This is a genomic window from Rhodococcus sp. IEGM1428, from assembly GCF_050321865.1.
Taxonomy (GTDB): domain Bacteria; phylum Actinomycetota; class Actinomycetes; order Mycobacteriales; family Mycobacteriaceae; genus Rhodococcoides.
In genome coordinates this window covers 46,644-62,254 of the sequence record NZ_JBNQFW010000003.1, presented here as the reverse complement: position 1 = coordinate 62,254, position 15,611 = coordinate 46,644, and the positions used below count along the sequence as shown (strand labels likewise).

Genomic DNA, 15,611 nt, shown 5'->3' with positions numbered 1-15,611 from the left:
AAAACCCTCACTGAAATACCCTTCCATTGGAGGTTGCCGTTGCAGGAGCTTGCGCAACGAGCCAACGTGCACTTTCGATGTCGGTCACCAGGATCGAGGCCAGTCCGCCGCGCAGAGCACCGAGCAGCGCCTCGTGTTTACGTTGTCCGCCGGTGACGAGCACAGCCCGATCACACGCCCTGATGGCGTCGAGCCCCACCGACACGGTTCGGCCGGGGAGCGATCCTCCGGTGTCCTGTCCGTCGGCGTCGTAGAACCGCCCGCCGATCTCGCCCACCGCGCCGAGGCGGCGCAGTTCGTCGAGAACCTCGAGGTCGATGAAGCTGCCCTCGAACAACGTGGTGGAGGTGGAAACGGGACCGATGCCGTACATCATCACATCGGCATCGGCCCCGGCTTTGAGGGCGCGAGAGATCACGGAATCCTGCTCCAGCGCAACCACTGTCGCCTGGTCGGCGTACAACGGAGCGCTGAGCCGGATGGGCGTCGCCTGTAGATAGGCAGCGCACCGCCCGAGTGTGTACTCGACACCGGTCTGATAGTCGGCCGAGGTGATGGAACCGTCGAGTTGCACCACCGCAGCACATTTGGTGGACCTCGTCTTGAGTGAACTCGCGACGGCCACCGTTTCGGGACCCCAGGTGAAACCGAGAACGTCCTGATCCTTGAGTCGACGGGAGAGCAACGTCGCTGCCGCACGGCCCAGAGACCCGTAGCCGGCGTCCGTTCCGTCGATGACGTCCGAGACGACCAGTACCTCGGTGAGTCCGTACTGCGCCTCGAGCTCACGCTCGACGTCCGCGTGCACGGTGCCCTGCAAATCGTCGGGGACGTTGATCTCGATCGTCACGAGCCCTTGGGAACGGGCCCGTGCGACCAACCGTCCTGCGGTCGGGCGCGAGACACCCAGCTTCACGGCGATCTCGGCCTGCGTCGCACCCTCGAGGTGGTACATGGTGGCGGCGCGCAGAGCCAGCCGGAGGTCTTCTCCGGACCGCGCGGACTTCGCCCCGCCGGGCTCCGATCCGTCCATGACGCCTCCCTAACCAGTGAGCAAATGCTCAGCTCGTGTTCATCTGCTCACTAAGCTAACATTAAGGTGTGATCTACACAACACCCCCTCGCGATCAGCGATCCGTGCCACAGTCCATGCAGGCCAGCGTGCTCACCGGCGTGCACGAGATCCGACTCGAAGAACGGCCCGTCCCCACACCCGCGCCCGATGAGGTCCTCGTGCAGGTCACGGCCGTGGGGGTGTGCGGATCCGATGCGCACTACTACCGGGAGGGACGCATCGGCGACTACGTGGTCGACGGCCCCCTCGTGCTCGGACACGAGGCTGCGGGCGTGATCGTGGCCGTGGGGTCCGACGTCCCCGACACCCGCGTCGGGCAGCGCGTGTCCATCGAGCCGCAACGACCGGATCCCACCAGCGCCCAATCCCGCGCCGGCCGATACAACCTGTGCCCGGCCATGGAATTCTTCGCGACCCCGCCCATCGACGGCGCACTGGCGGAATACGTGCTGATCCAATCGACGTTCGCGCACGCCGTTCCGGACACCATCTCCGACGAGGCCGCAGCTCTCTTCGAGCCGCTGTCGGTCGGCATCGCATCGGTACAGAAGGCGAAGATCTCGGCCGGATCGAGTGTGCTCATCGCGGGCGCAGGCCCCGTCGGGATCGTCACAGCACAGGTGGCCCGGGCCTTCGGAGCCACCGAGGTGATCGTCACCGATCTCGATGCCTCCCGCCGCGCCAACGCCGCAACTTTCGGCGCAACACGAGTCCTCGACCCCACCACCGAGGACGTGCGTGCGTTGTCGGTCGATGCCTTCATCGACGCCTCCGGTGCGGCGCGGGCGGTGTTCGACGGCATTCATGCGGTCCGACCGGCCGGCACCGTCGTGCTCGTCGGCATGGGCGGATCCGACTATCCGCTACCGATCTCGGTCATTCAGAACCGGGAGTTGGTGCTCACCGGAGTCTTCAGATACGCCAACACGTGGCCCATCGCACGCGACCTGGTGGCGTCGGGCATGGTGGATCTCGACGCTATGGTGACGGCGCGGTTCGGACTCGACGGCGTCGAAGATGCCTTGAACGCGGACAAGCTGGCCGGAAGCATCAAAGCTGTTGTGATACCTGGTTTTCGAGGAGAAGGAAAGAACGCATGAAGCTTCGGGCAAGCACTCTGGCAGAAATCCACACCGACGTCGAGGTACCGACCTACGACCGAGCCGCAGTCACCACGGGGATCGTGCACTTCGGCGTCGGCGGCTTTCACCGCGCCCACCAGGCGATGTATGTCGACCGTTTGCTCGAGCGCGGAGAGGCGTCGGACTGGGGGATCTGCGGTGTGGGTGTACTGCCGCACGACAAGAAGATGAAAGAGGTTATGGATCAGCAGGACTGCCTCTACACCCTCGCCCTCAAGCACGCCGACGGCACCTGGGAAACTCGCGTCATCGGGTCGATCGTCGAGTATCTGTTCGCCCCCGAGGATCCCGAGGCCGTCATCGAGAAGATGGCGTCCGAGGCGGTGAAGATCGTCTCGCTCACCATCACCGAAGGTGGCTACAACTTCTCCGCCACCACCGGGGAGTTCGACGAGAAGAACCCGGCGATCGTGGCCGATCTCGTCGACAGTGCCGTGCCGTCGACAACTTTCGGACTCGTCGTCGAAGCATTGGCGCGTCGGAAGGATCGTGGCATGAAGCCGTTCACGATCATGTCCTGCGACAACATCGAGGGCAACGGCCACATGGCGCAATCGACGTTCACAACGTTCGCGCGCCTGAAGGACCCGACGTTGGCCGAATGGATCACGGCGGAAGGCGCGTTCCCCAACTCGATGGTGGATCGCATCACGCCGGTGACGACACCGGAAGTGATCGAACAACTTTCGTCGCGATACGCCATCGAAGACCAGTGGCCTGTCGCCGGTGAGCCGTTCACGCAGTGGGTACTCGAAGACAACTTCACCCTCGGCCGTCCACCCCTGGAGGATGTGGGCGTGCAGGTTGTCGAGGACGTCACTCCCTACGAGCTGATGAAGCTGCGGCTGCTCAATGCCAGCCATCAGGCCCTCGCATATTTCGGCTACCTCAGCGGTTACCGCCTGGTGCACGAAGTCTGCCAGGATCCGCAGTTCGCTGCGTTCTTGCTGGCCTACATGGACGAGGAGGCAACGCCCACACTGCAGCCCGTGCCCGGCATCGATCTGACCGAGTACAAGCACACGCTCATCGAGCGGTTCTCCAACCCCGAGATTCGTGACACCGTAGCCCGCCTGTGCGCCGAGTCCTCGGATCGAATTCCCAAGTGGCTCTTGCCCGTCATTCGCAAGAACCTCGAGACCGGCGGTGAGATCGTCCGGTCCACCGCGGTCGTCGCCAGCTGGGCCCGCTACGCCGAGGCGGTCGACGAATCCGGTGATCCGATCGACATCGTCGACCAGCTGAAGGATTCACTCGTTCCGATCGCACAGAGTCAGCGGGAGAATCCGACGGCCTTCATCGCCAACCGCGCGGTGTTCGGGGATCTGATCGACAACGAACGCTTCGTTGCCGAATACACGAAACAGCTGACATCACTGCAGGAGAACGGTGCGCGCGCAACCCTGGAGGCGCTCAGGTCGACTCACTGAATTTCTCGGTGTCTCGGACCTGACCGGATACGATGACGGTATCGCCCGCACCGATCACCGTGTCCGCTGTTGCGTAGGTGAACCCTTCACCCAGACGCTTGACCGCGACGACGGTTACTCCGTGCTTGGTGCGGATTCCACTCTCGCCCAGAGTCTTTCCTATCAGTGAGGCCGGCGGCGAGGTCTTCGCCATGTCGTAACCGTCGTCGAACTCGATGTAGTCCATCATCCGACCACGTACCAGGTGAGCTACTCGCTTACCCATGTCGTGCTCGGGCCTGACGACGTGGTGGACGCCGATCTGGCTGAGAATCTTGGCGTGTGCGTTGCTCAGAGCCTTGGCCCAGATGGTCGACATCGACAGATTCACCAGTGCCGACGCGGTGAGCAGGCTCGCTTGGAGATTGGACCCGATACCCACGACGGCACGGTCGTACTCGTGCACCGACAATTGCCGAAGAGACTCCTCGTCGGTGGTATCGGCCACCACAGCATGCGTCAAACGGTCTGCCACGCGTTGCACCACGGCCTCGTCGCTATCGACGCCGAGCACCTCGACCCCCTGGTCCATCAGTTCCAGTGCGAGAGACTTACCGAAGCGGCCGAGACCGAGAACGACGACGACATCGGAGGATGGTTTCCTAGCCAATGAACGGCCTTTCCGTGGGAAGCGTGTAGCGCCGTCCGCGGTCGCGGGCGGCGAGGGCACTGACCAGAGTGATGGAACCGATGCGGCCCAGATACATCAGGATTATCAGGACCACCTGACCCCAGCCGGGTAGTTGTGCGGTGATTCCGGTGGACAGGCCTACCGTCGCGAACGCCGAGACGACCTCGAAGAGAAGCACGTCGAGATCGAAATTCGTGCCGGCCAACAGCGCCACGACCGGCAGCATGACCAACGCGACCCCGATCAACGCGACGGTCAGCGCCTGACGTTGCACGCGCGCGTCGATTCGACGACCGAACACCGACACCTCACGGTCACCGCGGATCTCGGCCAGGATGACGAACAGTAATAGGGCGAACGTGGTGACCTTGATGCCACCCGCCGTGCCGCCGCTGCCACCACCGATGAACATCAGGACGTCGGTGACGAGCAGGGTCGCGTTGTCCACATCCGCATAGTCGACGCTGTTGAATCCTGCGGTTCGGGGCATGACGCCTTGGAACGTCGCCACGAGCATCTTGTCCCAGAAGTCGAATCCACCCAGCGTTCTCGACCACTCGAAGAGCAGCACCACCGTCGGCCCGAGAATCAACAGAACCCCGGTGACAGACAGCGTCATTCGAGTGTGCAGTGACCATCGCTTGCGTGCCCGAACACCGCCGGCACGTGCGCGGAGGTGACGGGCGATCTCGAAGAGAACCGGAAATCCGATGCCTCCCAACACAACCGCGATCAACAGCGGCACACAGATCCACGGGTCGGTGGCGAACCCGATCATGTTGTCGCTGAAGAGGGCGAATCCGGCGTTGTTGAACGCCGAGACGGCATGGAAGATCCCCAGCCACAGTGCGCGACCCGGTGGCTCGTCGTAGCCGATGACGAAGCGCACCGCCAGGACGATCGCGACGACACTCTCGATGATCAGGCTGGTGCGGAACACACCGACGACGACACTCCTGACGTCGCCCAGCCCGGATGTGCGGACCTCGGCGGCCGCGTTGAGCCTGCTTCGCAACCCGATTCGATCGGCCAGCACCAAGCCGACCAACGACGCGATCGTCATGATCCCGAATCCGCCGATCTGGATCAGGCCGAGGATCACCCCCTGCCCGAAACCCGACCAGTACACCGGCGTGTCCACCACGATCAGGCCGGTCAAACTGACCGCTGAGGTCGATGTGAACAACGCCTGCAGAAACCCGGACGCGATCCCGGACTGGGTGGCCGTCGGAAGCATCAGCACCGCTGCACCGAGCAAGATGGCCAGTGCAAATCCCGACGCCATGAGCCGAACCGGCGTGAGCCGGAAGACCGTGGACCATCGCGATGCCGGGCGATCGTCTGTCACTCGGCAGACAGTACCGGTGGGACGAGCCGCTTCGCGGCACGTGCACGAAACTTCGTAGCAGGGGTCGAGTTTCCGCTCACATGCGCGTCAGCGCTCCACTAGTCGACCAAGCGCTCCCCGGTCACCGTGGAGAACAGGTGGGTGCGCTCGGCGGCGTAGGAGAGCGTGATCTTCGATCCGCGTTCCGGTGGGATGCGGCCGTCGGCGCGGACCACGATGGGCTGACGCGTGCCGTTGATATCGGCCTGGCCGTAGACGTAGGCGTCGGCTCCGAGTTCTTCGACGACGTCGATGGTCACTTCGAGGCCTGCGCCGGTGGTGATCTGCAGGTCCTCGGGCCGCACGCCGAGTGTCACGGAACTCTCCCCGATTCCGGCGATGGCGGAGCGGGGAACCGGAACCACTTCGCCGCCGAAGCGGACGCCGCCGTCGACGAGGGGAAGCTCGAGCAGATTCATTGCAGGCGATCCGATGAAGCCGGCGACGAACACGTTGTTCGGGTGCTCGTACATGCGCCTGGGCGAGTCGCACTGCTGCAGCACACCGTCTTTGAGGACGGCGACGCGATCACCCATCGTCATGGCCTCGACCTGATCGTGAGTGACGTAGACGGTTGTCGTGGCGAGCCTGCGTTGCAGTGCAGAGATCTGCGCGCGGGTCTGCACTCGGAGCTTGGCGTCGAGGTTGGACAGCGGCTCGTCCATGAGGAACACCTGTGGCTTGCGAACGATGGCGCGGCCCATGGCTACTCGCTGACGTTGGCCGCCGGAGAGCGCTTTGGGTTTGCGGTCGAGAAACTTGGTGAGATCGAGGATCTTGGCAGCGTCCTCGACGCGGCGCTTGATCTCGGCCTTGTCCTCGCCGGCGATGCGCAGTCCGAATCCCATGTTCTCGCCGACCGTCATGTGTGGGTACAGGGCGTAGTTCTGGAAGACCATCGCGATGTCGCGATCCTTGGGCTGATGGTCGGTGACGTCCTTGCCGCCGATGGTGATGGCTCCCCTGTCGACTTCTTCGAGACCGGCGAGCATGCGCAGCGACGTCGACTTCCCGCAGCCGGACGGGCCGACGAGGACGAGGAATTCACCGTCCTGGATGTCGAGATCGAGCTGGTCGACGGCGGCCTTGTCGCCGCCGGGGAACAGTTTGGTGACGCCCTGAAATGCAACGGTGGCCATGATGGTGGTCCCTTCACCGGCAGGAACGTGCCGGACGATCCGAGTGAGGTTCATATATGTGAATGGATGCCAGAATGCTGACTTCGTTTAGAAGTATGTATTACTGTGATGCCCATTACAAGGTTTCCATCGAAGGAGTTCGAGAAGAATGACCGACATCGTTTCACGAGTGCTCATCACCGGGGCCGCGGGCAACATGGGTGCGATGCTCAGGCCTCTGCTGGCGGCACCCGGCCGCACGCTGCGCCTGTTCGATATCGCCGAGATCACCGACATCGATTCGGCCACCGAGGAATTCGTACAGGGTTCGGTCACCGATCGCGCTGCCGTGGCCGCCGCGGTGGACGGTGTCGATGCAATCCTGCACCTCGGGGGATTGAGCACCGAGGACTCGTGGGCCAACATTCTGTCGGTGAACGTCGACGGCACTCAGGCAGTCTTCGAAGCCGCAGTTGCGCAGGGTGTTTCTCGGATAGTGGTGGCGTCGAGCAATCACGCAGTCGGATTCTGGACGCACGACGAGGCAGGCGACTCGCCACTTCCGGGCGACGCCGCTCCGCGACCCGACGGCTTCTACGGGTGGAGCAAGGCCGCGGTCGAAGCCCTGGGCAGGATGTACCACGACCGCTTCGGCATCGACGTCATCAATCTGCGTATCGGTTCGAGCTTCGCCGCGCCGCCCAACTACCGCGGCCTGGCCACCTGGATGTCGCCCGCCGACACTGCGCGACTGATCGAGGCGTCACTGTCGGACAGCGCCAAAGGTTTTCACACCGTGTGGGGCATCTCGAAGAACTCGCGCGCGTGGTGGTCCGGCAACGAGGGCGCGGAGATCGGGTACCTACCTCGCGACGACGCGGAACAGTTCGCCGAGCAGTTCCTCGCCGAACACGAGTGGACGTTCAGCGATCCGATCCTGCAACGAGTCGGCGGCGCATTCTGCGATCACCCGCTCGGCCAGCGGATGCGCTGACGCACCCTCTGCTCCACTCGACGTCCTCGGGCGGGGGATTCCCCGCCGCGGACGGACGAGTGGAGCGCCTGTTGCAGTCCGCCTTACGAATACGTTGTGACGATCGACCCCAACGCGTCGAGCTGGGGGCGGTTGACGAGACCGAGGTGATAGAGGTGCAGCTCGTTCGCCCCGGCGTCGACGGTCGCGGCCACATGCGCGGCCACCTCGTCGAGCTTCTTCGGCGGCAGTACCGACACGTAGGCACCCACATCGACCCCGTCGCCGACGGTCGCCCGGGTTGCCTGCACCACCGAGACCGTCTCGGCCGTTCCCGGCCAGGCCGACACCAGCACCGCATCCACATCGGCTGGCACGGTGGCGGTCAGCGCAGGCGAAGGCCCGGTCTTCCACGGATCCGGGTGACCGTGCAGCGTCACGCGTGCCGACGGAGCCTGTTCACGCACGGCGGCAAGCACTTCCGCACGAAGGTGATCGGCGTCGGCGTGTCGGACGGCGAGCACCGCGTCGATCTCGTCGGCGGCCAACACGTCCGTGATCGCCGCACCTGCAGGCAAGGTTCCGGCCGACAGGGCGTCGACACCGTCGCGCAGCTTCTGCGTCACCTTCCCCGAGTCGACTCCTCGTTCGCTCCAGGCGTCGAGCTCGCGCTGTGTGCAGCTGATCGACATCAGCGTGTCGCCGATGCCCGGGAACGCGCCGTCCGTCTTCTCGTGTGGTCCGACATGAGCGAAGCCCATCTGCCCGCATGCCTCGACAGACACCCCGTGTACCTCGACGCCGCGGATCGCTTCGGCCGCGAGCGTGGCGCTGTACCGCACGATGTCGGGATGCCCTGGTGCGAGGGCATACCGATAGGCATCTCCGAAACAGTTGACGACCGACGCGTCGGGATGGGCGTGGCCGAGAATTGTGCTGTGTGTCAGCACGATCCACGCGTTCACCAGGAATCCGGCCTCCCGCAGCACACCCGCTGCCTCGCCGAACGCGTCCTCGGCACCGCCCCAGGCGGCCGTCCGCGCAGTGATCGTGTGCCCGGCCCAAGCGTCGGGACGAACCGGTCGATACAGCGCTGCGTGGTGGGCGTCGACCACTTTGTGCTGCGGATGCAGCGGGGTTGCCGCCCTGGTGGAGTGGTACGTCCCGGCGAGCGAGATCTCGTGCACCCCGAGTCTGTTGGCGCGTTCGACGAAATGCGGATCGCCCAGGACGTCCCAGGGGTAGGCGTGCGCGACGATGCGGTCGACGGTCATGAAGATCATCCTTCGATGGCTGATTTGTTCGATAGAGAGAACTGAGTTCACACATGGGAACACAATTCGAGCCCAACTGTCCACGATTCACGCGACGAGCAGAGATCCGGCGAGCCCTGGGGGCATTCGACGATCCTCCACGTCCGCACGTGACCCGCGGTCGGACCTGGACACGCGATGACATCTCCGGCGTGGAGCTGAACTGGGACAACACGGCCGCATGGCTGCTGACGCCCCCGGACGCAAAGACTCCACTGCCCGCGATCCTGCTCATGCACGGTCACGACGGGATGAAGTTCTACGGCAAGGAGAAGGTGGCAGACGGCCCTGACGGCATGGCACCCGACCTCGAGGAGTTGCGCAGGCGCGGATACGGCGGCAGCGCGCCCGCCGCCCGTCTGGTTGCAGCGGGTTTCGCAGTCCTGGTCCACGACGTGTTCCCGTGGGGCAGTCGCCGGGTGCCGTGGGAGGACCTCCCCGAGCGGGCTCGACGTGCAGGTGCCCAGCTGGAAGGGCTGCCGAGATACGAGGCGGCCGCCCGCGAGCACGAGCACGGACTCGTAAAAGTGGCAGCGCTGCAGGGCAGTTCATTGGCCGGGCAGGTGCTGAGCGAGGACCTGATCGCGCTGCAGGCACTGGCGGAGTGCCCCGAGGTGGACGCACACCGCATCGCCACTGCCGGCTTCTCCGGTGGCGGAGTGCGCGTCGCACATCTACTGGCGTGCAGCGATCGCCTACGGGCAGGGGTGATCACGGCATCGATGAGCACGTTCGCCGATATCGCGAACGGTCACGCGGACGACACCACCTGGTTGATGATCACCCCGGGCCTGCCTGCGGTGTGCGATTGGCCGGAGATCGCCGGTGCCGCAGCCCCGACCCCATTGTTGGTCCAATTCGCTGAGCTGGATTCCCATTTCGGCCTCCCCGGCATGCGCGACGCCGAGGCGGCGCTCCGCCTCGACTACGGAGAATCGGAAACACTGTTCACACAATGGTTTTCGGAACCGCATCGATTCACGACGACCATGCAGGACGCGACGGCCGGCTGGTTGAGCATGCACGTGTGACGGGGAATGCTTGACAGCGCTTGTGACTGCCGTCATAGTTGGTCCAGAAATTCACATAGAAGACGACCGTTCATATATGTGAACATACAAAACTTGCACGGCCCGGCTCACTCAGGGTCGGAAGACATCCCGCCAGACCCGCTCGCCGGCTTTCCATCCGGCCCCGAACGCTTCGGAGCGTCCCCATGGTCACCACCACACCACCCCGGTCGGGGGGTACCCGCGCGCCGAGCGCGGCCGTCCCTCCCGTTCGACCGAAACGCAAGCGCCGCATCTCGGCCCCGTACATCCTGATCGCGCCCGTCGTCATCCTGCTGGCAGTGTTCATCTTCTACCCGGTCGGCAGCGTCTTCTACTACAGCCTGCAGTTCTACAACCCGACGACGCCGTGGGACAACGGCTTTGCGGGCCTGGAGAACTTCAAGCTGATGTTCGCCGACGACCTGTTCTGGAACAGCCTCGTCGTCACCGCCAAGTGGGTGGGCGTGCAGGTCGTGTTCCAGCTGATCCTCGGCCTCGGACTGGCCCTGCTGGTCAACGAGGTATTCCGCGGACGCGGCCTGGCCCGTGCCCTGGTGTTCTCTCCCTGGGCCGTCTCCGGCGTGCTCACCACCGGCATCTGGCTGCTCATCTACAACCCGTCGACCGGATTGTTCAAACTGCTGGGCAACATGGGCATCGGCGACGGTACCGCCGCGCCGATCGCCGATCCGGACACCGCGTTCTGGGCCACCAGCGTTGCCGAGCTCTGGCGCGGAGTTCCGTTCTTCGCCATTCTCATTCTCGCCGAACTGCAGAGTGCGCCCAAGGATCTGTACGAGGCCGCGAACGTCGACGGCGCGAACCGCTGGCAACGCTTCCGGTTCGTGACGCTGCCGCATCTCAAAGCCGTGATCATTCTGTCCACCCTGCTGCGCGGGGTCTGGGAGTTCAACAACGTCGATCTTCTCTACACCCTCACCGCAGGCGGACCGGCCGACGTGACAACCACGTTGCCGCTCTATGTCTCTCAGCTCGCAACCACCGCGCAGGACTTCGGATACGGCTCGGCTCTGACCACCGTGGCCTTCGTCATCCTGCTGTTCTGCTCGATCCTCTACTTGCGCCTCAGCAAATTCAACAGCGATAAGGCCTGACGCACATGACCACTACCGCAGACCGTCCCGTCGTGACCACTCCGCCGCAGGACCACTCCGAGAAGGTGCGCGTGCATCGCACCAGGCCCCGCGTGTTCAGCGTCGGCCTTCCGTTGGCTGTCTACCTGCTCTTCACCCTCGTCCCGTTCTACTGGATGATCGTCTTCGCGTTCCGGCCTGCCGGGTCCAATTCGATGCTCCCCTGGCCCATCACGCTCGACCATTTCGACACCGTCTGGAACACCCTCGGCTTCAGCTTCTTCTTCAAGAACAGCCTCATCGTCGCCGGTCTCTCGCTGGTACTCACCACCTTCGTCGCACTGGCGACCGGCTATGCGTTGGCACGCTTCAAGTTCCGCGCCAAGATACCCCTGGTGATGGCCCTGCTGTGCAGCCAGTTCGTCCCCGGTGCGATGCTGCTCATTCCACTGTTCCAGGTGTTCCGCGAGATGGGACTGGTGAACAACCTGTTCGGACTCATCGTCGCCGATACCGTCTTCCAATTACCGTTGGCGGCAATGCTGATGGCAGGGTTCATCTCTCAGATCCCGGTGGAACTGGAGGAGGCAGCCATGGTCGACGGCTGCTCGCGTCTGAAGGCCTTCCGCATCATCATGTTGCCTCTGCTGCGCCCCGGCCTGATCGCCGTCGGCTCCTTCGCGTTCATCGGCAGCTGGAACAACTTCCTGTTCGGCCTGATGTTCATCAGTAGCCAGGACAAGTTCACCCTCCCAGTCGGATTGAGCTACACGATCGGCTCGTACAACGTCGACTTCGGCGTGCTCGCGGCGGGCGGCCTGATCGCCGCCGTGCCGGTGGTCGCCGTATTCGCCGTCATCCAGAAGTATCTCGTCCAGGGCCTCAGCGCCGGCGCGGTCAAGGGCTGATCATGACGTACGGAAAGAGAATCGACATGAATCGACGCACCCTGCTGCGCACCACCCTCGTCGGTGCGGTGGCCACGCTCGTGCTGGCATCCTGCAGTTCCGAAACCTCCCTGCCCGACGGTGCCCTCGGAGATCCGAACAGCGGCACCCTCACCTTCTGGGACAACAATGCCGGGCCGGATCGAACCCCGTTGTACGAGGAGCTGATTCGACGTTTCGAGGAGATCAATCCCGGCATCGACATTCAGTACGTCGGCCTACCGTCCGACAGTGCGCAGCAGAAATATCAGACGGCTCTCGCGGGTGGGTCCGCACCCGACCTGGGCATCGTCTCCACCGCATATCTCGCGCCCCTCGTCGCGCAGAATGCCGTGATCCCGCTCGACGACTTCATGGCATCCTCTCCGCAGAAGGACCAATACGATCCCAAGATCATCGAATCGGCAATGGAGTCCGGCGGCGGCGAGAACCTGTACGGTCTGCCCTTCACCAGCAACAACGCCACCCTGTGGTATCGAGCGGACTGGTTCGACGAGGCCGGAATCGAGCCACCCGATACCTGGGACGAGTTCTACGACGCCGCAGACGAACTGACCGACAAGTCCGCCGGAAGATACGGGTTCACCATCCGAGGCGGTGCCGGCTCGATCTATCCACTGCTGCAACACATGTTCGCCGTCACCGGCATCGACAATTTCTTCGACGGCAGCGAATCCACCGTCAACCGGCCCGAGATGGTCAGAGCCATCGAACGTTTCGCGGCCCTCTACGACGTCGACACACCTACCGCCGATGTCAACAACGGTTTCCCACAGATGGTCGCCAGCTTCGGTGGCGGTTCGGTGGCGATGATGCAGCACAACCTCGGATCACTGAGCAATCACCGCAAGGCGCTCGGCGACAAGGTCGGTGCCGTCGCCCTGCCTCTCGCGGACAACGGCGTCCGCACCGTGATGACGGACCCGTTCCCGTCGTACACGGTGTTCAAGAGCAGCCAGCACCAGGCAGCGGCCTGGAAGTTCCTAGAGTTCATGACCTCGCCGGAGTCGCAGGCCTACTGGAACGAGAACGTGGGGCAGATCCCGGTCAACGCCGACGCCCGCTCCGCGCCCGCCTTCGAGGCGATGCCGTCCGTGCAAGCCGCCCAGGCCGCCCTCGACGATCCGAAGACCGTGTTGGTGACCCCGCCGGACTATCTGCCCGATTTCGGCAAGATCGTGCAGGTCCAGATGCTGGGTCAGTGGCAGAAGGTCCTCATCGGACAGCTCAGCGCCCAGGATTTCGCCGACGACTTCGCCGAGAAGCTCAACCGCTCCAAGGCCAAATACGATGCCCGACAGGGTAAATAGGGGACTCATCACCATGTCCAGCGTCATCACCGAGGTTGCCGTCCAGGTCTTCAAGACCGAGGCTCGCACCGCCGTCGATTCCTACGGGCATCGACACCCCGGACCGTCGATACCCACCACTCAGGCACTGCTGCGCATCACAGATTCCGACGGCGTCAGCGGTTACGTCCTGGGTAAGACCAACTACCTGCGTGAAGATCAAGTGGAGCAACACTTTCGACCGGTCCTCATCGGCACCGATCCGCTGCACCGCGAGGAAATGGACCGCAAATTCGCAATTCGGCAACGCACGCGAGCCGTCGAACTTCCCGAACACACCTGTAGCTACCTCGATCAGGCACTGTGGGACCTGGCGGGCAACCGATTCGATACCCCCGTGTGGAAGCTGCTGGGCGGAGCGCGCAGCGAGGTCAAGGCCTACGCGAGCACCATGTGCGGCGATACCATCGAAGGTGGCCTGTCCACTCCACAGGAGTATGCGAATTTCACTGTTGCGCTGAAGAATCAGGGCTACCAGGGAATCAAACTGCACACCTGGATGCCGCCGCTCGAAGGAGCACCGAGCCTCACGCGGGACATCGAGGCCTGCGCGGCGGTGCGAGATGCCGTCGGACCAGGGTTCTCGTTGATGCTCGACGGCTATCACTGGTACTCACGTACCGACGCCCTCAAGCTCGGCCGGGAACTCGACGCACTGAAGTTCGACTGGTTCGAGGAGCCCATGGACGAATTCTCGATGCGCTCGTACAAGTGGTTGGCGGATCAGATCGATACTCCCGTCATCGGCCCGGAGACCACTCCCGGTCGGCATCGTTCGCGAGCGGACTGGATCGCCGACGATGCATGCGACATCCTGCGCGTCGGTGCGATGAACGGCGGCGGCATCACCCCGGCATTGAAGACCGTGCACATGGCCGACGGCTTCGGGCTCGAGTGCGAGATCCACGGCAACGGTGCCCCCAATCTCGCACTGGTGGGCGGCGCTCCGAACATCCAGTGGTACGAACGTGGCCTGCTGCATCCACTGGTCGACTACGACTGGGTGCCGCCGCATCTGAAGTCCATCGTCGATCCGATAGACGCGAACGGGATGGTGCAGATGCCATCGCGACCAGGCCTGGGTGAGGACATCGACCTGGAGTACATCTCGAACAATCTGATTGCCGAGTACTAGTGTCCGTCGGCGACATCCGTGTCCGCGTATGAAGCATCGTTCATCATGAGGGACACTGTCTCCATGGTGAACGATGTCACGGCCGCTGCGGTGTCCGAGAGCCAGCCGGTGAAATCCGCGGAGCGCACGATCCACATCCTCGAGACGCTTGCTGCATCCCCCACGCGCATGAGCCTCGGCGAATTGCAGGAGGCGTGCGGGTATCCCCGATCGAGTCTGCACGCCTTGCTGAGGACGCTCAAGGACCTGCGCTGGATCGAGGCCGACGAGTCCGGCTCGCGGTACGGCATCGGCACCCATGCCTTGCTCACCGGCACGTCCTACCTCGACAAGGATTCCGTCGTCGGTCGAGCGGCGGCAGTACTGGAAACGCTGCGCTCGGACGTCCGGCACACCGTCCACTTCGCCCGACGCGACGAGGACTGCGTCATCTACCTCGCCAGCCGCGGTTCCAAGCTCGAGGTGCGGCGCATGCACCGCGTCGGACGCAAGTTGCCGTGCCACGTCACCGCCCTCGGTCAGGCACTGCTCGCCGAACTCACGACCGACGAGGTGACACAGCTGCTGCCGAAGAAACTCGAGCGGTACACCGAGAACACCATCGTCGATCGTGACGCCCTCATCGCCGAACTCGCGCAGGTTCGCCGTCGCGGTTGGTCGTTGGAACAGGAGCAGGGCACCGCCGGCGTGGTCTGCATAGCGACCGTCGTGCCCTATCGAATCCCGGCCACCGATGCGCTCAGTGTTTCGATGCCCGCGGAAGTCGCCTCCTACCCGGGCGAACTGGAACGTATCGCCGGGGTGCTCACCGACCACGCCGCCGCCTGGGCCCGAGAGCTACGGGCCGAGGGAGTGCGGTAGAGCCGCTTCGCGGCACGTGAGCGGAAACTCGTAGCAGGGGTCGAGTTTCCGCTCACCTGCGCGTC

The 15,611-nt window shown here is 63.9% G+C and carries 14 protein-coding genes; 9 read left to right on the top strand and 5 right to left on the bottom strand.

The window, feature by feature from the left end; all coding sequences use genetic code 11:
• Positions 1 to 7: 7 nt before the first annotated feature.
• A complete protein-coding gene (locus ACQR3T_RS15065) occupies positions 8 to 1,033 on the bottom strand; it encodes a sugar-binding transcriptional regulator (RefSeq protein ID WP_428693968.1) in 1,026 nt (341 codons plus the stop codon).
• A 116-nt stretch (positions 1,034 to 1,149) separates the two neighbouring features.
• Here ACQR3T_RS15065 and ACQR3T_RS15060 point away from each other — a divergent pair, with 116 nt between their 5' ends.
• Positions 1,150 to 2,175: an NAD(P)-dependent alcohol dehydrogenase gene (locus ACQR3T_RS15060; RefSeq protein ID WP_428694392.1), complete on the top strand. Its 1,026-nt coding sequence runs from the start codon at positions 1,150 to 1,152 to the stop codon at positions 2,173 to 2,175.
• Complete coding sequence (locus ACQR3T_RS15055; RefSeq protein WP_428693967.1) at positions 2,172 to 3,647, top strand: mannitol dehydrogenase family protein; 1,476 nt, start codon at positions 2,172 to 2,174, stop codon at positions 3,645 to 3,647. The genes ACQR3T_RS15060 and ACQR3T_RS15055 overlap by 4 nt, the downstream gene beginning before the upstream one ends.
• Here the strand turns inward: ACQR3T_RS15055 and ACQR3T_RS15050 are convergent.
• The 3 genes from ACQR3T_RS15050 to ACQR3T_RS15040 all read right to left on the bottom strand — a co-directional run bounded on the left by ACQR3T_RS15050 (position 3,631) and on the right by ACQR3T_RS15040 (position 6,843).
• A complete protein-coding gene (locus tag ACQR3T_RS15050) occupies positions 3,631 to 4,296 on the bottom strand; it encodes a potassium channel family protein (RefSeq protein ID WP_428693966.1) in 666 nt (221 codons plus the stop codon). The genes ACQR3T_RS15055 and ACQR3T_RS15050 overlap by 17 nt on opposite strands.
• A complete protein-coding gene (locus ACQR3T_RS15045) occupies positions 4,289 to 5,602 on the bottom strand; it encodes a TrkH family potassium uptake protein (protein WP_052070528.1) in 1,314 nt (437 codons plus the stop codon). The genes ACQR3T_RS15050 and ACQR3T_RS15045 overlap by 8 nt, the downstream gene beginning before the upstream one ends.
• Positions 5,603 to 5,763: 161 nt before the next feature.
• Positions 5,764 to 6,843 carry an ABC transporter ATP-binding protein gene (locus ACQR3T_RS15040; RefSeq protein WP_032378355.1) on the bottom strand — a complete coding sequence of 360 codons (1,080 nt, stop codon included), beginning with the start codon at positions 6,841 to 6,843 and terminating at the stop codon, positions 5,764 to 5,766.
• A gap of 148 nt (positions 6,844 to 6,991) precedes the next feature.
• Here ACQR3T_RS15040 and ACQR3T_RS15035 point away from each other — a divergent pair, with 148 nt between their 5' ends.
• Positions 6,992 to 7,816 (top strand): NAD-dependent epimerase/dehydratase family protein, encoded by an 825-nt coding sequence (locus ACQR3T_RS15035; RefSeq protein ID WP_428693965.1) that lies wholly within the window; start codon positions 6,992 to 6,994, stop codon positions 7,814 to 7,816.
• Positions 7,817 to 7,899: 83 nt separating this feature from the next.
• Here the strand turns inward: ACQR3T_RS15035 and ACQR3T_RS15030 are convergent, their stop codons facing one another.
• The gene (locus tag ACQR3T_RS15030) at positions 7,900 to 9,069 is read right to left on the bottom strand and encodes a hypothetical protein (protein WP_428693964.1); all 1,170 of its coding nucleotides are present in this window, start codon (positions 9,067 to 9,069) and stop codon (positions 7,900 to 7,902) included.
• Positions 9,070 to 9,122: 53 nt separating this feature from the next.
• On the opposite strand from ACQR3T_RS15030, the gene ACQR3T_RS15025 reads away from it, so the two are divergent.
• The 6 genes from ACQR3T_RS15025 to ACQR3T_RS15000 all read left to right on the top strand — a co-directional run bounded on the left by ACQR3T_RS15025 (position 9,123) and on the right by ACQR3T_RS15000 (position 15,546).
• Entirely contained in the window at positions 9,123 to 10,139 is a 1,017-nt protein-coding gene (locus tag ACQR3T_RS15025; protein ID WP_428693963.1) for a dienelactone hydrolase family protein, read from the top strand.
• A gap of 185 nt (positions 10,140 to 10,324) precedes the next feature.
• Complete coding sequence (locus tag ACQR3T_RS15020; protein ID WP_032377519.1) at positions 10,325 to 11,275, top strand: carbohydrate ABC transporter permease; 951 nt, start codon at positions 10,325 to 10,327, stop codon at positions 11,273 to 11,275.
• A 5-nt stretch (positions 11,276 to 11,280) separates the two neighbouring features.
• Positions 11,281 to 12,162 (top strand): carbohydrate ABC transporter permease, encoded by an 882-nt coding sequence (locus ACQR3T_RS15015; protein WP_428693962.1) that lies wholly within the window; start codon positions 11,281 to 11,283, stop codon positions 12,160 to 12,162.
• A 26-nt stretch (positions 12,163 to 12,188) separates the two neighbouring features.
• Positions 12,189 to 13,511 carry an ABC transporter substrate-binding protein gene (locus ACQR3T_RS15010; protein WP_428693961.1) on the top strand — a complete coding sequence of 441 codons (1,323 nt, stop codon included), beginning with the start codon at positions 12,189 to 12,191 and terminating at the stop codon, positions 13,509 to 13,511.
• 13 nt (positions 13,512 to 13,524) lie between these two features.
• Positions 13,525 to 14,685, top strand: coding sequence for an enolase C-terminal domain-like protein (locus tag ACQR3T_RS15005; RefSeq protein WP_428693960.1), 1,161 nt, complete (start codon positions 13,525 to 13,527; stop codon positions 14,683 to 14,685).
• Between the two features lie 45 nt (positions 14,686 to 14,730).
• The gene (locus ACQR3T_RS15000; protein ID WP_230594557.1) at positions 14,731 to 15,546 is read left to right on the top strand and encodes an IclR family transcriptional regulator; all 816 of its coding nucleotides are present in this window, start codon (positions 14,731 to 14,733) and stop codon (positions 15,544 to 15,546) included.
• Positions 15,547 to 15,611: the final 65 nt, after the last annotated feature.

Excerpts from the sequence above, each read along its gene's own strand:
- ACQR3T_RS15000 (WP_230594557.1), top strand. The coding sequence starts at position 14,731 with ATGAGGGACACTGTCTCCATGGTGAACGATGTCACGGCCGCTGCGGTG.
- ACQR3T_RS15060 (WP_428694392.1), top strand. The coding sequence starts at position 1,150 with ATGCAGGCCAGCGTGCTCACCGGCGTGCACGAGATCCGACTCGAAGAA.
- ACQR3T_RS15020 (WP_032377519.1), top strand. The coding sequence starts at position 10,325 with ATGGTCACCACCACACCACCCCGGTCGGGGGGTACCCGCGCGCCGAGC.
- ACQR3T_RS15035 (WP_428693965.1), top strand. The coding sequence starts at position 6,992 with ATGACCGACATCGTTTCACGAGTGCTCATCACCGGGGCCGCGGGCAAC.
- ACQR3T_RS15040 (WP_032378355.1), bottom strand. The coding sequence starts at position 6,843 with ATGGCCACCGTTGCATTTCAGGGCGTCACCAAACTGTTCCCCGGCGGC.
- ACQR3T_RS15055 (WP_428693967.1), top strand. The coding sequence starts at position 2,172 with ATGAAGCTTCGGGCAAGCACTCTGGCAGAAATCCACACCGACGTCGAG.
- ACQR3T_RS15045 (WP_052070528.1), bottom strand. The coding sequence starts at position 5,602 with ATGGCGTCGGGATTTGCACTGGCCATCTTGCTCGGTGCAGCGGTGCTG.
- ACQR3T_RS15025 (WP_428693963.1), top strand. The coding sequence starts at position 9,123 with ATGGGAACACAATTCGAGCCCAACTGTCCACGATTCACGCGACGAGCA.
- ACQR3T_RS15005 (WP_428693960.1), top strand. The coding sequence starts at position 13,525 with ATGTCCAGCGTCATCACCGAGGTTGCCGTCCAGGTCTTCAAGACCGAG.
- ACQR3T_RS15065 (WP_428693968.1), bottom strand. The coding sequence starts at position 1,033 with ATGGACGGATCGGAGCCCGGCGGGGCGAAGTCCGCGCGGTCCGGAGAA.
- ACQR3T_RS15015 (WP_428693962.1), top strand. The coding sequence starts at position 11,281 with ATGACCACTACCGCAGACCGTCCCGTCGTGACCACTCCGCCGCAGGAC.
- ACQR3T_RS15030 (WP_428693964.1), bottom strand. The coding sequence starts at position 9,069 with ATGACCGTCGACCGCATCGTCGCGCACGCCTACCCCTGGGACGTCCTG.
- ACQR3T_RS15010 (WP_428693961.1), top strand. The coding sequence starts at position 12,189 with ATGAATCGACGCACCCTGCTGCGCACCACCCTCGTCGGTGCGGTGGCC.